We start from the raw sequence: 18,718 nt of genomic DNA, 5'->3' as shown, positions 1-18,718 counted from the left end.
ACTTGTATACCTTATTTATTTTGTCGTATCCTATAAGAAAACCAAAAAACCAAAAAACCGAAGAACCACGTAAAACACAGGAGGTAACCATGCGAGACTAGAATGCTTATTTCCTATTGATCAAGAACATCTACTTAAAATTTCATTCATGAAAAGAACACTTTTTTTATGCGTGGCAGTGGTTACGCTCACAGGCCTTACCACTCGTGCATCTGCACAGGAAACGGCTTCCGCCACCGCCACTGCTACTATTGTAACACCTATCAGCATCACCAAAGATGTTGATATGAATTTCGGCAACGTCGCCGTTCAATCTACCGCTGGCGGTACGGTTGTATTATCCCCGGCAGGATCGCGTACAGCAACCGGTGGGGTAACACTGCCCTCAACCAGTGGAACTATAAGTGCCGCTTCATTTACAGTGACTGGCACAGGCAGTTATCATTACACGATCACGTTACCTGTTTCTGCCGTCACTATTGCGAGTGGTGCTAATACCATGACGGTAACTACATTTACAAGTACACCGTCCGGAGCCGGCGGCGTGCTTACAGCAGGAGAACAAACCCTTAACGTAGGCGCCACATTAAATATAGCAGCGGCTCAACCCTCTGGTGTATACGTATCTGCCACACCTTTTGATGTGACCGTAAATTATAATTAGTTATTCTTTCCGGATGCGATGCGCGTGCATCGTATCCGTTTTTTAGCAGATTTTCACTAAACATATCCAATGAAACAGTACCTGATCATGCTATGCATGATTTTTTTTTCTATAAATACTACAGCGCAGGGCAATCTGTTAATAGCACCTGCCAGAGTGGTATTCGAAGGTCAGAGCAGAATGCAGGAATTGAATCTGGCTAATACCGGAAAGGATACGGCGAGGTACCTGATCTCTTTCATCGAGATCAAAATGAACGAAGACGGCACGTTTAAGCAGATCAGCCAACCGGATTCCGGACAGCAATTTGCCAGTGGTAACCTGCGTTATTTTCCACGAAGTGTAATACTTGCCCCCAATGAGGCCCAAACAATTAAGATACAACTTGTAAAAACCAGTCAGCTTGCCCCCGGAGAATACCGCTCTCATATATACTTCAGGGCGGAATCGATGGAGAAACCATTGGCGGACAGGAGTGCTTTAAAAGATTCATTTGGTCTGTCCGTAAAATTAATCCCGGTTTTTGGGATTAGCATCCCGGTTATTATTCGTGTGGGTGATACCAGGGCTGCGGCAAATATTTCCGGGCTGACGCTTACCCCTGAAAACCGCCTTAGCATGACATTTAACCGTACGGGTAATGCTTCTATATACGGTGGCATAACAGTAATACATATTTCAGAGAAAGGGAAAGTAAGTGAGGTTGGCGTGGTTAACGGCCTGGCAGTTTATACACCTAATCTCTCCCGTCAGTTTAATATAAATCTGGATGACAAGCAGGGTGTGGATTATCACAAGGGAATGCTCCGGGTGGTTTACACTACAAAGAAAGGCACTGTATCCACGCAACTGGCAAAGGCAGAATTGCAATTGAAATAGTCAGGATCTAAAACCATTCCTATGATGATAAGACCGCTATACATCCTGTTTGTATTCATGTTAACCGGTGTGAAGGGATATACCCAAACAGTGATCGTAACAGATGATGCTGCCTATACAACAGGACAGGCAACCGCAGTGCTGGATATTAAATCAACTACAAAAGGTTTACTGGCTCCAAGAATGACGCAGGTGCAAAGATTGGCTATTACCACACCTGCAGAAGGCCTGCTGGTTTACCAGACAGATAATACCAAAGGGTTTTACTACTATTCTGTAAGTGCCTGGATAAATCTCTCCTCCGGTGGTGCCGGTACCGGCTGGTCATTGAACGGCAATACGGTAACAACTGCAAAGAGCCTGGGTACCATCGATAATATTGATCTGCCGTTTATAACGAATAACACAGAAAAAATGCGGATCACTGCCAACGGATCTTTAGGATTGGGAATAGCTATTCCGCTTGGAGGCATTCATAAAGTAACAGATAATTCAGAGTCCGGAAATGATTACCTGTTTGATGATTATGGCAACACCACCACCGCCGGATTACATATGCGGAAGGCAAGGGGTATCCTGGCTGCACCACTCAATCTTCTGAAGGGAGATCTAATGGGCTCGTTGCGTTTTTCGGCCCGTATAAATTCAGCTTTTTCTCTTAATACCGGTTCGGGGATAAACGCCTTTTACATGGGTTCCGGCATCAACGACCTATCGGATTTACGGCTTTTTACCAGTAATACGGAAAGGATGCGTATCAGCGAAACAGGTGGCGTTGGTATAGGGACAAGTACATTTGATCTTGTCAATCCGGAAAAACTCCTGGTAGATATGGGCGTTACTACTTCTGTTAATGCCTTTTACGCCAAAGGCAGTATCAATAGTTACATGCAGATGAACATCCAGAATCTTTCTCCGGGAACCCAAAGCAGTTCTGACTATGTGGCTACTGCGGATAATGGAACGGAAACTACCAACTTCATCGACCTGGGTATTAATGGTTCAGGATACCTGTATCAAACCGGTAATCCCATAGAAACCGGTAAGGCTAATGATGGTTACATTATTTCTTCAGGGAATGATCTATACATGGTTAATAATAATGCAACAAAAGATATTATTTTCCTGGTAGGAGGAACGGCGCCAGCTAATGAAGCGATGCGGATAATGGCCGGAGAATTGGTAGGTATTGCTACCATTGCGCCAACGGCCAAATTGGATGTAGCAGGAAATTTTAAGCTGGGTGCAGCAGGTAGTGTGCTGAATAACATATCCAGAAAATCCGTAACCATTACAGATATTACCTCTCCCATCACTTACTCCGCCAGTGTAACTAAAACCGTAACCGTTACGGGCGCAGTACTAAATAGTACTGTTATTGTAAATCCGCGCACCTCATTGCCGGATGGTGTTGCTATTTCGTGGTCGAGGATAAGTGCAACAAACACCATGCTGATCAACTTTACTAACTCGGGCGCAGGTATTAGCGGAATCCAATTCCTGGGTACTGTAATCTTTGATATAACGCTTATACAATAAGATCTATGCGACTGGAGCTTTACTATATTTTATTCCTGTTCCTACCTGTAATGGCCTACAGCCAGGGAATTATAATTGCGTCGAATACCTATGTTATTGCCGGTGATGGCAGCATCGTGCTAAGAGCTAATTGGGCAAACAATGGCACGTTTGTTCATAACAATGGAGTAATAGTTTTCGCAGGAACAACGCAGGTCATTGCAGGAACATCGGCGACTACCTTTAATAATATAACTATCGCAACGGGTAGTACAACTACTATCAGCTCAACCGGGCATTCCCTGAAGGCCATTCTTTTAAGCAACGGCACCCTTCAGGCAAATGGAAATCTGACCTTATTATCTACTGCTGCACAAACAGCCTTGATCGATGGCAGTGGAACCGGAGAGGTGCTGGGAAACATCGACATGCAACGATACCTGCCATCTGGTTTCGGATACAGATATTTCAGCTCACCATTTCAGGCAGCTACCGTCAATGAGTTTTCGGATGATGTAAATCTTAACGCGACCTTCCCTGCATTTTACCGCTATGATGAAAACCTGCCTTCTTCCGGCTGGGTGCGTTATACCAATACTTCCAATACGCTCACACCTATGCAGGGATACGCCGCTAACATGGGCGCATCTTCCACAGCTAAAACGGCGGATATTACAGGAGTGGTGAATAACCATACAATTACCTCGGCTACGTTATACAATCATAATCAACCCTACACCCTGGGCTTTAACCTGGCAGGTAATCCGTATCCGTCACCTATAGACTGGAATACGGCATCAGGATGGAGCCGCACTAATATTGACAACGCGTTATACTACTTTAATACGGGCGCTGGTAATCAATATACGGGAACCTACAGTTCTTATATCAATGGCGTTTCCAGTGATGGAATTGCCGGTCATGTTATTGCTGCCATGCAGGGATTTTTTGTGCATGTTTCCATAGGGACATTTCCTGTTGCTGCAACGTTGTCAGTTAATAATAACGCACGCCTTAATAATCTGCTGCCTGATTTTCACCGGCTTATCCCGCTAACATCTCCATTGCTGAGGTTAACAGCAGGATTCAAGGATGATGTAACAGCAGCAGATCCTATGGTTGTTTATTTTGATGATAATGCCACGAAGGCTTTTGATACAGAAATGGATGCCCTCAAGCTGATGAATACAGATGGGGAAGTGCCAAGTTTATATGTGATTAGTCCGGATGCCGCGCGGCTTTCTATTTGTTCCTGGCCTGGTATGAAAGACAGTGCAGATGTAATACAGCTGGGTCTTAAAACCGAACGGGCCGGGTGGATCACCTTTAATGTATCTGACCTGGAACGTATTCCCTACGGACAGCACATATACCTCTATGACTCAAAAACCGGTATAAGACAGGATCTGGAAGAACATCCCGGTTACCGTCTTTACCTGAATGCCGGCGGATATGAGAACCGGTTTTTCCTGGTGTTCCGTGTGAAAGACCCGGATATTTTACCAGAAGCGCCCACGGCTATTTTCAATGCTTATACGGCTGGCGGCAAATTGCTTGCGCATATTGGAGAGATGCGGGGAGAAGTATGTGATGTGATGATCACGAATATGCTGGGTCAGGTAATATTACGGAAGCAGCTTTATGGTAATGGCTATCATGACCTGGGTTCAGCGTTTAGGAATGGCGTGTACATTGTTACCTTTTTTGTCCAGCAACAGAAGTTTTCAAAAAAAATATTGATCAGCAATTAATTAAGAGATCTATGATCCTGTGTAATAAATTAACCGTGAGTGTAATGATCCTGCTGTTTTTCACCTGGCAGGTAATGCAGGCGCAGCAACCGCCTCCACGCCCAATCGCTATTTATGTGAACCCTTTACAGGGACTTGTTTTTGGTGCTTTTTATCAGGGTATTTCAGGTGGTACGGTGATTATATATCCGGATGGTTCCCGGTCTGTTACAGGCAGTGTTGTACAGGCTGGCCTGGGTTTTCCTTTTTCGCCTGGCATTATTGAAGTGGATGCTAACGCCGGTACGCTTATCACTATTATGAACGGACCAGACGTTATGCTCACCGGAAGTAACGGGGGATCTATGATGTTACACATCGGTACCGCGAGTACAGGATCACCTTTCATTGCCACAGCTATATCACCCGGCCGTACACAGGTAAGGATAGGAGGTACGCTTACAATTGGGAGTCCCCTGGCTAATCCACCTGGCGCATATAGTGGTTTATTTTCGATCACCTTTATACAGGAATAACAGGAGTGCTATCCCGTATCACTATTTTCATTTTGCTACAAACTATTGGTATGACCTCCCCTGCTTTTGCCAGGCAGGAGGTATCTCCGTATTATGAAACATCTATTTTCTTTATGGTGCAAGGCATAGGTGGAATAGAACTGCCGGCCCTGATAGTTGATGATATTGCCTATCTGTCTGTTTCTGATGTATTCAGTTTCTTACAGATCAGGAACACGTTATCCGGGAGCGCAGATACTGTATCCGGCACCTTTATTACAGAACAGGCTATTTATCTCATTGATAAAACCCATAACTGTATCCAGTATGAGGGAAAAACATTTGTACTGCAAGAAAATGAACTGATCAGCACACCTGTTGGTCTTTATTTGAGTACAGAACTTTTCGGACGTGTATTTGGATTGAATTGTAAGTTCAACTTCCGCAACCTGTCCGTTAGTATGGATACAAAACATGAGTTGCCGGTTATCCGGGAAATGCGGCAGCAGCAGATGCATCAGAATATCAATCGTCTGAAAGGCCAGGTAAAAGCGGATACTGTGATTGGCAGGGATTATCCGCTCTTTCAATTGGGTATGGCAGACTGGTCTGTTGTTACCACGCAGAGAGGAAAGGGTGGAAATGACACAAGGGCAAGCCTGTCCCTGGGAGGTACGCTTGCGGGAGGCGAAACGAATGTAGCCCTCAATTACAACAACTATGGCGCACAACAATCCGTTATGCATGATAGCAGCGATTACAGGTTCAGGCCTTTTGAGAGAAGGCAGCAATACTACCGCTGGCGTTTTGTAAATAATGATCACAAAGGCCTGCGGCAGGTGATAGCCGGGAAAATATTTGCGCAATCCACTGCTTCTGTTTACGATCCGGTGGTAGGTGTACAGGTTACCAATACACCTACTACAAACAGGCGTACTTTTGGTTTCTATACCCTGAGTAATTTTACAGAACCCAACTGGACTGTTGAATTATATGTGAACAATGAACTGGTAGATTATGCGAAAGCAGATGCGTCCGGGTTTTTTACTTTCCAGGTACCATTGGTATATGGAACAACAGTTGTAAAACTTCGTTTTTACGGTCCATGGGGCGAGGAGCGGTTCCGTGAGGAGAATATCAGTGTGCCTTTCAATTTTCTGCCGCATCGTGAATTTGAATATACCGCCAGCGCAGGTGTGGTGGAAGATAGTGTGAACAGCCGGTTGGGCCGTGTAAGTTTTAACTATGGCGCTACACGCCTTATTACCATTGGCGGCGGTGTTGAATATCTTTCTTCTGTTACCACCGGGGAAACCATGCCTTTTGTGAATGCTTCCATGCGCCTGGCTTCCAACCTGCTATTCTCGGGAGATTATACTTATGGTGTAAGGGCACAGGGGATGATGACCTGGCGCCTGCCTGCCAATCTCCTTATAGAAGCAAACTACACACGGTATAAAAAAGGGCAGAAGGCTATTATTTTCAATTACCTGGAAGAACGCAAGCTGGCAGTGTCCCGCACTTTTGTTGGTCGCAAACTTGCCGTATTTTCCAGGCTTACCCTCAACCAGTTCATATTACCCGGAGCCAAATACACTGCTGCCGAATGGCTGATGTCTGGTGCAATACTGGGTGTAGGAGCTAATTTTACCACCTATGCAGTGTTAGCCGGCCAATCAGATCCATATCTGTACAGTAACCTTGCCCTGTCTTTCCGGTTACCAAAGCAATTGATGATCACGCCGCAGGTGCAGTATGAGTATATGCAGAAAAAGATTATTGGCACTCGCTGTGAACTGGGGAAGTATTTTTTCAGAAATGGCTACCTGAATATGTCGTATGAGCGGAACTATAGAAGCAACTTCAGTAATGTGAGTATTGGTATCCGCTATGATTTTTCTTTCTCTCAGGTAGGCTTTTCCGCTTCGCGCAGTAATGCGACCAGTACGTTTGTGCAATCCGCAAGAGGAAGTTTGATACTGGGTGACTTTATGGATCTAACCAGCCGGACCAGTGTTGGTACCGGCGGCATTGTTATCCAGCCTTTTCTGGATCTGAACGGCAATGGCCACCGTGACAAAGGAGAACCTAAAGTTGCAGGACTGCAGATAATGGTGAACGGCGGCCGTATCATACATAACAAACGGGATACTACTATCCGTATACTGGAACTGGAACCGTACTCGAATTATTTAATTGATATGCGCCGCAGCAGTTTTGATAATATAGCATGGCGGTTAAAACATCCTACGGTCAGCGTGATAATAGATCCCAATCGTGTAAAACCCGTGGAGGTGCCTGTAGTGGTGGTCGGAGAAGTGTCGGGTGAGGTATACCTGAATGGGAAAGGCCTGGGGCGCATCGTAGTATGTATTTACAGTGAAGATGGCAGCCTGGCCGCCCGCCTGCTGTCAGAAAGCGATGGTTTCTTCAGCTTTAGCGGACTTGCTCCCGGAAACTATATAGCCCGGATAGAACATGCACAATTACTTACCCTGGGGATGACCGCATCGCCTGCATTTATTCCCTTCCATATTACAGGAAATGAAGAGGGAGATGTGGTGGATACACTGGAATTCCGTCTGCAAACAAAATGACTATACTCATGAAAAGAGAATACGCTGCTAACATTATTGCTGCATTGTTGATTATTTTATTTGTTTACGCAGGATTGATAAAATTATTGGATTATCAGGTATTCAGGAATCAGCTCAGCAGCTTTCCATTAATAAGTGGTTATGCTGCCGGTATGGCCTGGCAGCTGCCTGTATTGGAACTGGTGCTGTCTTATTTCCTGCTCTGGCCAAGGTCCCGCCTGATAGCCTTATATACTGCTTTTCTACTACTCCTGTCTATAAGTGTTTATATCGTAATGATGCTAACCGGAGATTATGTTATTCCCTGTGCCTGTAGTGGTGTGATAAACTTTATGTCATGGATATGGCATTTGTGGTTAAATATCATATTCATGCTTTTGGCCATAACGGGCATCTGGGCCTCAAAAAGAAGAAGGGGGGCTTATTTCACAGCGCGATTTTACCAGGCGTTTTTATTATTCAAAAAAAATATATCCTCATGAAAAAGTACCGTTTAGGCCTGTTGGCTATTGGAATTTCTGTTATTTGTGTATTTGTTACTAAAGCAAATACCCGGCCCTTAGTGGATTACTACAAGTTTTATGTTGATGCGAATGGTAACCCCGTAACATATGCCGGAACAGGTGAAGATCCCCGTTTATCCGGATGTAAATTTGGCAATACCCTTTGTGGTAAAGTTTACAACATAAATGATGTGGTAGAGACTTCGCCCGGCGTTTATGAAGTGATTGCCGGCCATGAAGGCAACCAGGTGTATACCTACTACAGATCTTAGATTAGACATGAGACTGGCTGTAATGGCTGGTCTCATTGTTTTTGTCCGGTACACCATTAGGGTACAGCCCTGAAATGTACCTCCTTGTAGCCTCAACAGGGATCGAACCTGTATCTAAAGTTTAGGAAACTTCTATTCTATCCATTGAACTATGAGGCCATCATTTTTTACCCCAATCCTGGGATCGGGTGGCAAAAGTAAGGGTTTTAAATTAATATTTAAAGACTTTCTATATCTACTTTTCCACCGGCGGGGGCATAGATACTATCGATTTCTTTTTTGAATTTCTCCAGGATTACCTTCCGTTTTGCCTTGAGGGTGGGGGTGAGTTCACCGCCATCAACCGTCCATTCACGGGGGAGAAGGATATATTTTTTCACCTGTTCAATATGGCTGAAAAACTGGTTGTATTTTTCTACCGCCTGTTTGTAGAGGTCCTGTACATCCGGGTTTTTCACGAGTTCTTCGTTGGAGGTAGCGGTGATACCGCGTTTCTGCGCCCAGTTGCGGAGGTTACTGAAGGAAGGTATGATCAGTGCTGCCGTGAATTTACGGTCTTCCCCGACGATCATGATCTGTTCAATGTAGGGCGACTCCTTAAACTTGTTTTCGATGGGCTGTGGCGCCACGAATTTGCCGCCGGAGGTTTTAAAGAGTTCTTTTTTCCGGTCGGTTATCTTCAGGAACTTGTTGTCGATCATTACGCCGATATCGCCGGTATGGAACCAACCATCTTTGATGGCATCGGCAGTGAGATCGGGGCGTTTATAGTAACCAATGGTTACATTGGGGCCTTTACAGAGGATTTCGCCATCTTCCGCAAGTTTTACCTCCACACCGCTGATAACGGGACCTACGGTGCCAAACATGCGGTCTTCCACGTTGATGCGGTTTACGCTGATTACCGGGGAGGTTTCCGTAAGGCCGTAGCCTTCCATGATGGGAATGCCGCCGGCGGTGAATATCTTCAACAAACGGACCTGGCAGGCTGCTGCACCATTTACAATGCATTCGATATTGCCACCCAGGGCTGCGCGCCATTTACTGAAGACCAGCTTATTAGCCAGTTTGAGCTGCAGGTTATACCAGGCGCCCTGGTCTTTATTGATTTCATACCGTTTACCGATGTCTACTGCCCAAAAGAACAAGGCCCTTTTAATGCCTTTGAGTTCCAGGCCGGTAGTCATGATCTTTTCGTACACTTTTTCCAGCAGGCGGGGAACGGTGGTAAAGATGGTTGGCTTCACCTCTTTCAGGTTATCACCGATGGTTTCCATGGTCTCTGCGTAGTAAACCGGTACGCCGGCGCGGAGATACAGGTAGGTCACCATTCTTTCAAATATATGGTTCAATGGCAGAAAGCTAAGGGCTTTTGCCTCTTTGTTAACGGGGAGATAAGGCTGGCAGGCCAGTACGTTGCTCATAATGTTGTGATGACTGAGCATTACGCCTTTTGGTGTGCCGGTGGTTCCGGAAGTGTAAATGATGGTGACCAGTTCTTCCGGGGAAATATTCTTTTTTACTTCCTCTATCTGTTCAAAATCGGCGGTGTCGGCCAGTGCGGGAACTTCCGTCCAGTGACGGGCGCCTTCTACTTTATTGAAGGTGAATATTTCGCGGATGGAGGGAAATTTATCCCTCATGGCGGTTACTTTATCCAGCAGGTCTTTGTCGCTCACAAAGAGGATGCGTGCTTCCGCATCATTCAGTACATAGGCGAGCTCCGTTTCGCTGATAGTGGGGTAAATGGGGGTGAGCGCGGCGCCCAGTTGCTGACATGCCAGGTCGGTAATGATCCATTCCGGTCTGTTGGGTGAAATGATGGCTATTTTATCTTTCTCCTCATTTTGCTTGATTCCCGGTCTGATACCCAGTTTGAGCAGGCCGGAGCTGAATCTGAGAGTGAGGTCCGCTATTTCTTTTGTGCTGTACTTTTTCCATTGCCCGTTTTCTTTCCCGGCCAGCATATCCTCTTTGGGAAAGTTGGCTAATTGGTAAGAAATCACATCGAATAGTCGTTGCGGTTGGTCCATGCTGCTGTAATTTTGTTTTGGCTCAAATATCAGATACGTGTGTGCTGTTGTTCTTTCAGTTTTTCATATTCCCCTAACGCATCACCGAAAGGATCTTTGTGGTATGCGTTGAAATACTGGAAAGCCAATGCAATGCCCCATCCTAATGCGGGCCATACCGGCCAGGGAGTACCGCTTGTTTTGTCACTGTCTGTCAGAAACCATACTGCCCATAATCCCAGGTTAATCACGAGATAGATGATCAGGTGGGACTTAAATCCTGCCCTGGCTTTTGCGATGCGCCAAAGTCGGTTATCTCTTTCTTGATTTGTTTCCATGGAAGTCAGTTTTAGGTACCAGAGGTTGTACTAAATTTAAAATATTTTATTGGCTTCACGCAGAAAAAAACGAAAAAAGCGGGCTTAACGGGTAGCCTTTATATCGAAGGAGATATTTACCTGTGAATTGATGAGTTTGTCCTGTAATGATTTGTCGGCGCGATAGCTGATACCCCATTCGGTACGGTCGATGTTAAAATTGGCTATTGCGATGATGGTGTTGTCTTTAAGCGTTATCCTGGCAGGGAAGGATATATTTTTGGTAACAGCTTTCAGCGTCAGGTTTCCTTTGACAATATGGGTAGCGTTTCTAAGGGTGAGTTCATCGCCATCAGTGGGATGGAATGCCGTTACCTCGGTTATTTCAAAGGTGGCGGCGGGATATTTTTTTACGTCGAAGAACATCTCTCCTTTCAATTCGTTTTCCAGCTTGCGTTTCATGGCGGAATCGGCTGCGAGGTCTACATCCTGGAGGGATTTCATATCAATAATGAACTGGCCGCCGGTGATAAGGCTGTCTTTTACATACAGTGCGCCACCGGCCAGTTTCAATGCGCCGTAATGTTTACCGGTAGGTTTTGTACCGATCCATCGCACCACACTTAAGGCGGTATCCGGAAGATAAGCGTTACCGGTGCCGGTTTGCACGGTCTGCGCATCGGTGATCCGGGCTTTATCAGCTTTGGGCGCCTGTTCGCATGCCACGATGCCGCAGGTAATAACGAATACTATACATAAGAGTTTCTTCATAATTACTGGTATGCTTTAAAACAAGCGCCCTGTTTAAGCGGGCGCTTGTCAGAAAATTTCGCTATTCCGCCAGTTCCCGGTTGCCTACCCACACAAACCTTTTCACAATAAATTCCTGGTTGGTAAAGCTGGCATTACCTGCCGGATTACCGCCCGTAACATGGAAATCGGAAAACGCAGCATGCTGGTTTACCCAGATAAATCCTGTAAGGTTAAAAGATACAGGTGTGAAAACGCTGTTCATTTCTTCTGCTATTTTTTCTTTGGCAGATGGATCTGTGGTATAAGCCCCGCAGGTAATGGCGCCGTATTTCGATGCCATTTGTTTGGCCAGTTGTATACTATGTGCCGTGTCCCTGGTTTTGATGATCAGGATCACCGGTCCGAAAAGTTCTTTTTCATAGATGGCTGTATCCGCGCTGGTTACTTCCAGGATGGTGGGAGCGCATACCCTGGCATTGGAGAATTCTTCATTCACTACCGGGGTGCCTTCGAGGATCACTTTCCCTCCGAGGTGACGGGCTTCCTGTGCGCGGGAGAGGGTGCTGTCGTTTTGTATAGCGCCGAGCGTACCTGCGCCCATTTTCGGATGATTTACGAGGCCTACTACCGCTTCCTTGAACTTTTGCACTACCTCATTGAAAGATACCTGGCCATTGGCTGTTTTGACGCCCTGTTCGGGAATGAAAAAGTTCTGTGGCGCAGTACACATCTGCCCGGAATATAAGCTAACAGAAAAGGCGAGGTTCTGAATCACCGCATCGAGGTCGGTTACGCTGTCGAGGATTACCGAATTAACGCCTGCTTTTTCCGTAAATACCGTTTTGCCCGGGAGTGATTCCACATAGTTTCCAAATGCACTGCCGCCGGTATAATCGATCAGTTTTACGTCGGGGTGTCCGCAAAGTTCTTTTGCAATGAGGTGGTCTGAGCTGTCGGCAGCCAGCTGGCAGAGGTTGGGATCATAGCCGTTGTCCTGAAGTGATTGCTGGATGGCGCTTACGGCAATGGCGATCGGCAGCACTGCTTTCGGATGCGGTTTCACAATCACGGGGTTGCCGGTGATGAGGTCGGCATAAACGCCGGGGAGTGTGTTCCATACCGGGAAGGTGGAGCAGCCAATCACAACACCGGGACCTTTGGGTACCGGTTTAAAAGTTTTGTACAGTTTGATACTGGCTTTACCCATTGGCTTCTCCCAGGTTAATGATGGCGGGTACCGCTGTAGTTCGTGATAGCCGGTGGCTACTGCTTCGAGGGCGCGGTCGTTGGCATGCGGGCCGGAAGCCTGGAAGCTCATCAAAAAGCTCTGGCCGGTAGTATGCATGGTAGCGTTGGCGATATCAAAAAAGTAGTCTTTTATTCTTTCCAGGGTTTCGGTGAGCATACCTGCTCTTTCGGATACCGGTACTTTCGCCCAGCTTTTGCCGGCTTCTGTGGCTTTCTTTATCAGGTCGCCAACAGGAAAAACGGGATAGGTAACTCCCAGTACCTCGCGGGTGTAGGGTGATACTTCCTCTCCGGCCCAGCTGGTTTCGCCGGTTTGCAGTAACTGTTTGAAAGGTTTTCCCAGTAATTGCTGATAACTCTGTACGCCTTTGGCATGGGCTTCTTCCCCGTAAGCTTTGGGATGCTCCGGGTATTGCGAATAGAAAGTTCGTTCGTGGTTCGCCTTTACAGCATTGTCGATAATGTTTTGGTGTTTGTTAACGAGCATATTCAGATTTTGAGATTTACAATTTACGGATTTAGTCATTCAGTTGCTACAGCAACTAATTGACTAAACCCGTAAATCAAAAATTATCTAAATACTAATACCCGGAATTGATCAGCGTAAACCTTCCATCATTGTAATATTCATCAGGTTTCGGCTTTAATGGATTGCTGCGCTGAAATTTCAGGAAAGCATCATAATCGGTTTTATGTAATCCCACCCACGCTTTGTAGCTGGCCTGGTTGGCCGACGGGCCAAACAGCCATTGGTTATACGATTCAAACATTCCTTCCCGTAGCAGCCTGCGCTGATAATCGAAAAGGGCGTACGGATATTTCATACCGTAAAAGTTGTACCAATCCAGTAAAAAGCGGGTACGCACCATAATTAACACATCCGGATCTATTCCTCCGGTTACTACACTGATTTGCTTGCCCATACAGGCCTTATATGCTTCTACGAATTCGTTGCTGCTTTTCCTGCCCTTCTTATCCTCTGGTATGGCGCTTTCAAACAGCGAAGGGTCATTGAATAATTTTTTATAAGATTCCAGTACAATATTCCTGATTTCAGCCGTGCGTGTGGTGAAACTTTCCATATTCATGAAGGTTTCGCCGTAGAGGATGCACCACAGCGGATTATTGCTGAAGTCGTATGTTTTGGTGGCGTTGTAATAGTTGCCGGGAAAACCGGGGTCCTGTTCAATGCCTTTGATCCAGCTCCGGAGGGCGCCGTCATACATTTTGAAGTTCATCAGCAGGGTACCGTTATCATTGTATAACTCGCCGCTGTTGGGGAACTTTTTGATGGCCCGCTCAAACATGCGTTGTGCCGTTTTCCACTCTTCCCTTCCCACATAAATATTGCCTGCAATCTGAAATAACTGTACGTCTGCTTCCCTGCTGCCAAGTAAAGGTTCAATAATGCTTTTTGCCTTTACAAGGTCTCCCTTCAGATAATAGGTAAATCCCAGCTGTTTCTTTAATTCAAAATTATCCGGTTCCAGCTGCAATGCCTGGTTTAATACCAGTATGGCATTGGAATAATCTCCTCCGCGGATAAAGCCTGTGGCTGTATTATACAGCTCTTTGGCGTCTTGCGCAATTGCAACCTGTGAAAATAAAACTCCCGCAACAAAAAGTGCTTTCAATAAAGAAGACCGTATGTTCATCCCTGTCTGTCGTTTGCTGTAAAAGTAAGGAAAATGGGGTAATGTCCCACAGATCAATCTATGGGAAGGAAGATAGAAGGGATATCTTTGTTATATTATTTTATTACTTTATTTGTTGATGGAAAACTGGTTTGTAGTATAATTAAGCAGATGATGGCAATAACACCACTCGCACCCACCCAAACAGGCGAATTTAGCACCTGCGGTACAGATGTATCAAATTGATCCTGCAGGGTAAATACCAAATTACCAGGCTATACACGGGTATCAGCCAGGCGTGGCCGAGTGTGGGATAAAACTTTTTCTTTTCTGCCAGTAAGGGATCATCATCAAAAATAGAGCGGGTATCATCAGTTGTTTTCATGGATGCGGGTATAAAGGGAGACAATGAAATAACGGGCTTTCCCGGCAGATGGATATCGCCGGGAAAGCGTATAGTATGTTTAAATAATATGCGTGATCAGTCCGTCGCGCAGCTTCGGCTCAAACCAGGTACTCTTCGGGGGCATTACGTTTCCGCTGTCGGCAATGTCAAACAGCTGTTGGATGGTGACGGGGTAAAGGGCAAATGCTACTTTCATTTCGCCGCTGTCTACCCGTTTTACCAGTTCGTTCAACCCGCGGATGCCGCCAACAAAGTCGATGCGTTTATCGGTGCGCTGGTCTTTGATGCCCAGCAGTTTATCCAGTATGTTATTGGAAAGAATGGTTACATCGAGGATGCCTATGGGATCGGTGGTATAGGTGCCTTCTTTTGCCACCAGGCGGTACCACCGGCCATCGAGGTACATGCTGAATTCATGCAGCATGGAGGGTTGCTGGGGCAGGTGCCCGATTTCTTCCACGGTGAAGTCGTAGTCCAGACGGGAGAGGAGCGCTTCCTTACTCAGGCCGTTAAGGTCTTTCACCACGCGGTTATAATCCAGGATGGCCAATTGGCTGGCCGGGAAAATGGTGGTGAGGAAATAGTTGACGGGATTGTCTACCGAGGTGATCTTTCCTTCTTTCTCAAATGCGGCCTGTACGAGGCTGGCGGAGGCGGCGCGGTGATGGCCGTCGGCGATGTAGGTGCAGGGCACCTTTTCAGCGAACAGGGTAGTGATGTCCTGGATGGCAGCGGGGGTGTTGATTACCCATACGGTGTGCCGGATACCATCTTCGGCGGTGAAATCATACACGGGTTGGTTGTGTTCCTGCCAGTGGTCTACCAGGGCGTTTACTTCCGGTACGTCGTTGTAAGCGAGGAATACGTTGCCGGTTTGCGCTTTGGTGGTTTTAATATGATTAATGCGGTCCAGTTCTTTATCGGGCCGGGTAAATTCGTGTTTTTTAATGATGCCGTTGTTATAGTCTGATATGGCGGAAACGCATACCAGTCCGGTTTGAGCGCGGCCGTTCATCACCAGTTTGTAGATATAATAGGCGGCCTGTGGTTCCAGGAAGAGGGTACCTTCCTGTACCATGCGGTGCAGGTTTTCCGCTGCCTTATCATATACGGGCTGACTGTGGGTGTCTGTTCCGTCGGGCAGATCTATTTCAGATTTTGAAACATGATAATATGAGTAAGGGTTACCGGATGCCGCTGCTTTGGCTTCTTCCGAGCTGAGTACGTCGTACGGCCTTGCAGCTACTTTTGCTGCGAGATCTGCTGTAGGCCTTAATCCGTTAAAGGGTCTGATAATAGCCATGATGTAGATATGTGTGAGTGGTAAATGTAATAATAAAAAAAATACGGATTACCGCTAACGAATTACGGAGTTGCAGATAGCTGATCTACCTGCAACTCCGTAATACAATAAGGATATTTTCTTATGCCTTTTTCAGGGAGAAGTATTTCATGGCTTCCACCATTACTTCTACGCTTTCATATGGCAATGCGTTATACATAGATACGCGGAATCCGCCGGAGAGACGGTGTCCTTTGATACCAACGATATCTTCTTTCTTACAGAATTTGAGGAATTCTTCTTCCATTTCCGGTTTATCCATGATGAAGCAGGCGTTCATTTTACTGCGGTCTTCTTTCACAACAGTACCGCGGAACAGCGGGTTGTGGTCGATTTCATCGTAAAGGAGTGCTGCTTTTTTATCATTGATCTTTTCAATGGCAGGAATGCCGCCCTGTTCTTTGAGCCAGCGGAGTGTGAGCATGGAAATGTACACAGCGAATACGGGAGGGGTGTTTAGCATAGAACCATTTTCTATGTGGTTCCTGTAATCCAGTATGGCTGGTATTTTGCGCGTTACCTTGCCCAACATGCTTTTGCGTACAGCTACCATGGTAGCGCCTGCGGCGCCCATATTTTTTTGTACGCCGGCATATATCAGCGAGTACTTGTTAAAGTCCATGCTGCGGCTCATGATGTCACTGCTCATATCTGCTACCAGGGGTACATCGGTAACAGGTGTCATTTGCCACTGTGTACCATAGATGGTATTGTTGGTGGTAATGTGCAGATAACTTGCCTTTTGGGGGATGGTGAACTGTTTGGGAATGTGATTGTAGTTGCTTTCTTTGGAGCTCGCCACAACGTCGGCGAAGCCAAACAATTTTGCTTCTTTGATGGCCTTGTTGGACCATACTCCGGTATCCACATATGCGGCAGATTCGCTGCTTTCCAGCAGGTTCATTGGCACCTGCATAAACTGCGTGGTGGCTCCGCCATGTAAAAAGAGTACTTCAAAGTCATCATCAAGCTGCATCAGTTCCCTCACCAGGTTGCGCGCCTCGTCCATCACCGCTATAAACGGTTGCGTTCTGTGGCCAATTTCCAGTATAGACATCCCTGACCCTTCAAAGTCAATCAGAGCTTTACTGGCCTTGTACAATACCTCGTTGGGTAATACAGAAGGACCTGCGTTAAAATTATGCACCTTCATGTTGCGATTCAGATTAAATTCATTTTTTGATCTTTCCACTTTGTTTTGGTTTTTCTAAGGAAACGGAAAAAAAACGGCACGGGTGTTTTAAAACCAGTAAGGCGCGTGGTGTAGGACAGGCTAAAAGATGGTATGGGCAAAGATAAAATTTCTTTTCTAATTATTAAGTATTACCATAAATATTTTAACCGGCTCATTCCTCCCTCACCGGTAGCTTACCTTCCAGCCATTGACGTTGTAGCTGTTCCATCTCCTGTATCTCCTCCGGGGTAAGGGTTGTATGGGTGAGCTCCTGTAAAGAGGGCTGTCCTGCATTTACCCAGGCGGTGTACCAGGCTGCTGCCACGGCTGCTATCGCATTTTTCATCCTTCGTTCCACCATGTCGCCCATCGAAAGTGCGTATGCTTTCGTATAGTCTTCTGCGTAAGTACGAATTAATACCCCATTCCGGTTTTCATAACCGTAACGCCTGCCGGGCGGAAATTTTTCACTAAGCCGCTTTTCGTAGGCCAGTACTGTATCTGCGGCCATTCCGCTTATCCTGATAATGTCCCATATATATTTACGGGGATCAGATATATACACGGCTTTCCCGGCCCAGTAATCGAACGTTTTATCTGCCAGTAATTCAGGGATGCGGGATTCCCACAAGCCATGAATACCCTGCTGGCCGGTAAACTGGCCGTTATGATTGGAACAGGCATGCAGGGGCACGTGTGCATCTGCCATATAATGTCCCAGCTCGGCAGACAGCCGGAGGATGCGCTGCTGGTCCTTTTCCCGGAATGCGGCGGTGAGCATGGCCAGCATCTTTTCAAGATGCCAGGGCAGAATGCCGTTGCGGTTCAGGGAATCTGCCGTGTATCTGGCGACTGCATCTGCCCAGTTACGGGGAATCTGCGCGTAGGGCGGCTTGTCGAACAGGTCGATATCAATGTAATGCCTGGCACCTTCTGCAGCAACAGCGTAGCGCCGCTTGTCCGGATCTGTCGCATGTGCCGTGATGTACTCCAGTTGCGGCTTATAGAGGACCATCATTTCCGGCGGCAGGCAAAATACCGCCAGCCGGTTAATCCGCTGATGCGCAAAAAATCCCCATGCACAAACATCTGTACAGGAAAATATGATTACAGTAAATAGTACGGGAATCCGTAGCCAGGTGTGGGTTAACATG

At 46.4% G+C, this 18,718-nt stretch carries 17 protein-coding genes and 1 tRNA gene; 8 read left to right on the top strand and 10 right to left on the bottom strand.

The window, feature by feature from the left end; translation table 11 throughout:
* The first annotated feature begins 148 nt into the window (after window positions 1-148).
* The 8 genes from ACLHR0_RS05405 to ACLHR0_RS05370 all read left to right on the top strand — a co-directional run bounded on the left by ACLHR0_RS05405 (window position 149) and on the right by ACLHR0_RS05370 (window position 8,678).
* The gene (locus ACLHR0_RS05405; protein ID WP_429042366.1) at window positions 149-664 is read left to right on the top strand and encodes a DUF4402 domain-containing protein; all 516 of its coding nucleotides are present in this window, start codon (window positions 149-151) and stop codon (window positions 662-664) included.
* 69 nt (window positions 665-733) lie between these two features.
* On the top strand, window positions 734-1,543 hold the full coding sequence (locus ACLHR0_RS05400) for a hypothetical protein (protein WP_436485206.1): 810 nt from the start codon (window positions 734-736) through the stop codon (window positions 1,541-1,543).
* Window positions 1,544-1,564: 21 nt separating this feature from the next.
* Entirely contained in the window at window positions 1,565-3,082 is a 1,518-nt protein-coding gene (locus ACLHR0_RS05395) for a hypothetical protein (RefSeq protein ID WP_436485204.1), read from the top strand.
* Between the two features lie 5 nt (window positions 3,083-3,087).
* Window positions 3,088-4,812 carry a T9SS type A sorting domain-containing protein gene (locus tag ACLHR0_RS05390; protein WP_436485202.1) on the top strand — a complete coding sequence of 575 codons (1,725 nt, stop codon included), beginning with the start codon at window positions 3,088-3,090 and terminating at the stop codon, window positions 4,810-4,812.
* A gap of 11 nt (window positions 4,813-4,823) precedes the next feature.
* Window positions 4,824-5,327: a DUF4402 domain-containing protein gene (locus tag ACLHR0_RS05385; RefSeq protein ID WP_436485201.1), complete on the top strand. Its 504-nt coding sequence runs from the start codon at window positions 4,824-4,826 to the stop codon at window positions 5,325-5,327.
* Window positions 5,328-5,377: 50 nt separating this feature from the next.
* The gene (locus ACLHR0_RS05380; protein WP_436485199.1) at window positions 5,378-7,903 is read left to right on the top strand and encodes a hypothetical protein; all 2,526 of its coding nucleotides are present in this window, start codon (window positions 5,378-5,380) and stop codon (window positions 7,901-7,903) included.
* Window positions 7,900-8,385 carry a MauE/DoxX family redox-associated membrane protein gene (locus ACLHR0_RS05375; RefSeq protein ID WP_436485197.1) on the top strand — a complete coding sequence of 162 codons (486 nt, stop codon included), beginning with the start codon at window positions 7,900-7,902 and terminating at the stop codon, window positions 8,383-8,385. Before ACLHR0_RS05380 ends, ACLHR0_RS05375 begins: the two co-directional genes overlap by 4 nt.
* On the top strand, window positions 8,382-8,678 hold the full coding sequence (locus tag ACLHR0_RS05370) for a hypothetical protein (protein ID WP_429042354.1): 297 nt from the start codon (window positions 8,382-8,384) through the stop codon (window positions 8,676-8,678). Before ACLHR0_RS05375 ends, ACLHR0_RS05370 begins: the two co-directional genes overlap by 4 nt.
* An 87-nt stretch (window positions 8,679-8,765) precedes the next feature.
* Here ACLHR0_RS05370 and ACLHR0_RS05365 read toward each other — a convergent pair.
* The 10 genes from ACLHR0_RS05365 to ACLHR0_RS05320 form a co-directional block, all read right to left on the bottom strand.
* Window positions 8,766-8,837: transfer RNA gene (locus ACLHR0_RS05365), tRNA-Arg, on the bottom strand.
* 59 nt (window positions 8,838-8,896) lie between these two features.
* Entirely contained in the window at window positions 8,897-10,711 is a 1,815-nt protein-coding gene (locus ACLHR0_RS05360) for an AMP-dependent synthetase/ligase (RefSeq protein ID WP_436485194.1), read from the bottom strand.
* 29 nt (window positions 10,712-10,740) lie between these two features.
* Entirely contained in the window at window positions 10,741-11,028 is a 288-nt protein-coding gene (locus tag ACLHR0_RS05355; RefSeq protein WP_370908497.1) for a 2TM domain-containing protein, read from the bottom strand.
* Window positions 11,029-11,112: 84 nt separating this feature from the next.
* Complete coding sequence (locus ACLHR0_RS05350) at window positions 11,113-11,778, bottom strand: YceI family protein (RefSeq protein ID WP_370908496.1); 666 nt, start codon at window positions 11,776-11,778, stop codon at window positions 11,113-11,115.
* A 61-nt stretch (window positions 11,779-11,839) separates the two neighbouring features.
* On the bottom strand, window positions 11,840-13,495 hold the full coding sequence (gene paaN, locus ACLHR0_RS05345; RefSeq protein WP_436485192.1) for a phenylacetic acid degradation protein PaaN: 1,656 nt from the start codon (window positions 13,493-13,495) through the stop codon (window positions 11,840-11,842).
* A 94-nt stretch (window positions 13,496-13,589) separates the two neighbouring features.
* Window positions 13,590-14,663 carry a tetratricopeptide repeat protein gene (locus tag ACLHR0_RS05340; protein WP_436485190.1) on the bottom strand — a complete coding sequence of 358 codons (1,074 nt, stop codon included), beginning with the start codon at window positions 14,661-14,663 and terminating at the stop codon, window positions 13,590-13,592.
* A gap of 193 nt (window positions 14,664-14,856) precedes the next feature.
* A complete protein-coding gene (locus ACLHR0_RS05335; RefSeq protein WP_436485188.1) occupies window positions 14,857-15,027 on the bottom strand; it encodes a hypothetical protein in 171 nt (56 codons plus the stop codon).
* Between the two features lie 79 nt (window positions 15,028-15,106).
* A complete protein-coding gene (locus ACLHR0_RS05330; protein WP_436485186.1) occupies window positions 15,107-16,351 on the bottom strand; it encodes a DUF1015 domain-containing protein in 1,245 nt (414 codons plus the stop codon).
* A gap of 121 nt (window positions 16,352-16,472) precedes the next feature.
* Entirely contained in the window at window positions 16,473-17,543 is a 1,071-nt protein-coding gene (serC, locus tag ACLHR0_RS05325) for a 3-phosphoserine/phosphohydroxythreonine transaminase (RefSeq protein WP_370908491.1), read from the bottom strand.
* Window positions 17,544-17,736: 193 nt separating this feature from the next.
* Window positions 17,737-18,717, bottom strand: coding sequence for a zinc dependent phospholipase C family protein (locus ACLHR0_RS05320; protein WP_436485184.1), 981 nt, complete (start codon window positions 18,715-18,717; stop codon window positions 17,737-17,739).
* Window position 18,718 lies beyond the last annotated feature (1 nt).

It is taken from the genome of Chitinophaga sp. ARDCPP14 (assembly GCF_051362515.1).
In the GTDB taxonomy this organism is placed as follows: Bacteria; Bacteroidota; Bacteroidia; order Chitinophagales; family Chitinophagaceae; genus Chitinophaga.
The sequence above is the reverse complement of the archived record's forward strand: the minus strand, read 5'-3'. Positions and strand labels throughout refer to the sequence as shown.

Coding starts and splice junctions, on each gene's coding strand:
- ACLHR0_RS05395 (WP_436485204.1), top strand. CDS start 1,565: ATGATGATAAGACCGCTATACATCCTGTTTGTATTCATGTTAACCGGT.
- ACLHR0_RS05380 (WP_436485199.1), top strand. CDS start 5,378: ATGACCTCCCCTGCTTTTGCCAGGCAGGAGGTATCTCCGTATTATGAA.
- ACLHR0_RS05385 (WP_436485201.1), top strand. CDS start 4,824: ATGATCCTGTGTAATAAATTAACCGTGAGTGTAATGATCCTGCTGTTT.
- ACLHR0_RS05320 (WP_436485184.1), bottom strand. CDS start 18,717: ATGTTAACCCACACCTGGCTACGGATTCCCGTACTATTTACTGTAATC.
- serC (WP_370908491.1), bottom strand. CDS start 17,543: ATGAAGGTGCATAATTTTAACGCAGGTCCTTCTGTATTACCCAACGAG.
- ACLHR0_RS05330 (WP_436485186.1), bottom strand. CDS start 16,351: ATGGCTATTATCAGACCCTTTAACGGATTAAGGCCTACAGCAGATCTC.
- ACLHR0_RS05355 (WP_370908497.1), bottom strand. CDS start 11,028: ATGGAAACAAATCAAGAAAGAGATAACCGACTTTGGCGCATCGCAAAA.
- ACLHR0_RS05335 (WP_436485188.1), bottom strand. CDS start 15,027: ATGAAAACAACTGATGATACCCGCTCTATTTTTGATGATGATCCCTTA.
- ACLHR0_RS05390 (WP_436485202.1), top strand. CDS start 3,088: ATGCGACTGGAGCTTTACTATATTTTATTCCTGTTCCTACCTGTAATG.
- ACLHR0_RS05360 (WP_436485194.1), bottom strand. CDS start 10,711: ATGGACCAACCGCAACGACTATTCGATGTGATTTCTTACCAATTAGCC.
- ACLHR0_RS05375 (WP_436485197.1), top strand. CDS start 7,900: ATGACTATACTCATGAAAAGAGAATACGCTGCTAACATTATTGCTGCA.
- ACLHR0_RS05370 (WP_429042354.1), top strand. CDS start 8,382: ATGAAAAAGTACCGTTTAGGCCTGTTGGCTATTGGAATTTCTGTTATT.
- ACLHR0_RS05350 (WP_370908496.1), bottom strand. CDS start 11,778: ATGAAGAAACTCTTATGTATAGTATTCGTTATTACCTGCGGCATCGTG.
- ACLHR0_RS05340 (WP_436485190.1), bottom strand. CDS start 14,663: ATGAACATACGGTCTTCTTTATTGAAAGCACTTTTTGTTGCGGGAGTT.
- ACLHR0_RS05400 (WP_436485206.1), top strand. CDS start 734: ATGAAACAGTACCTGATCATGCTATGCATGATTTTTTTTTCTATAAAT.
- paaN (WP_436485192.1), bottom strand. CDS start 13,495: ATGCTCGTTAACAAACACCAAAACATTATCGACAATGCTGTAAAGGCG.
- ACLHR0_RS05405 (WP_429042366.1), top strand. CDS start 149: ATGAAAAGAACACTTTTTTTATGCGTGGCAGTGGTTACGCTCACAGGC.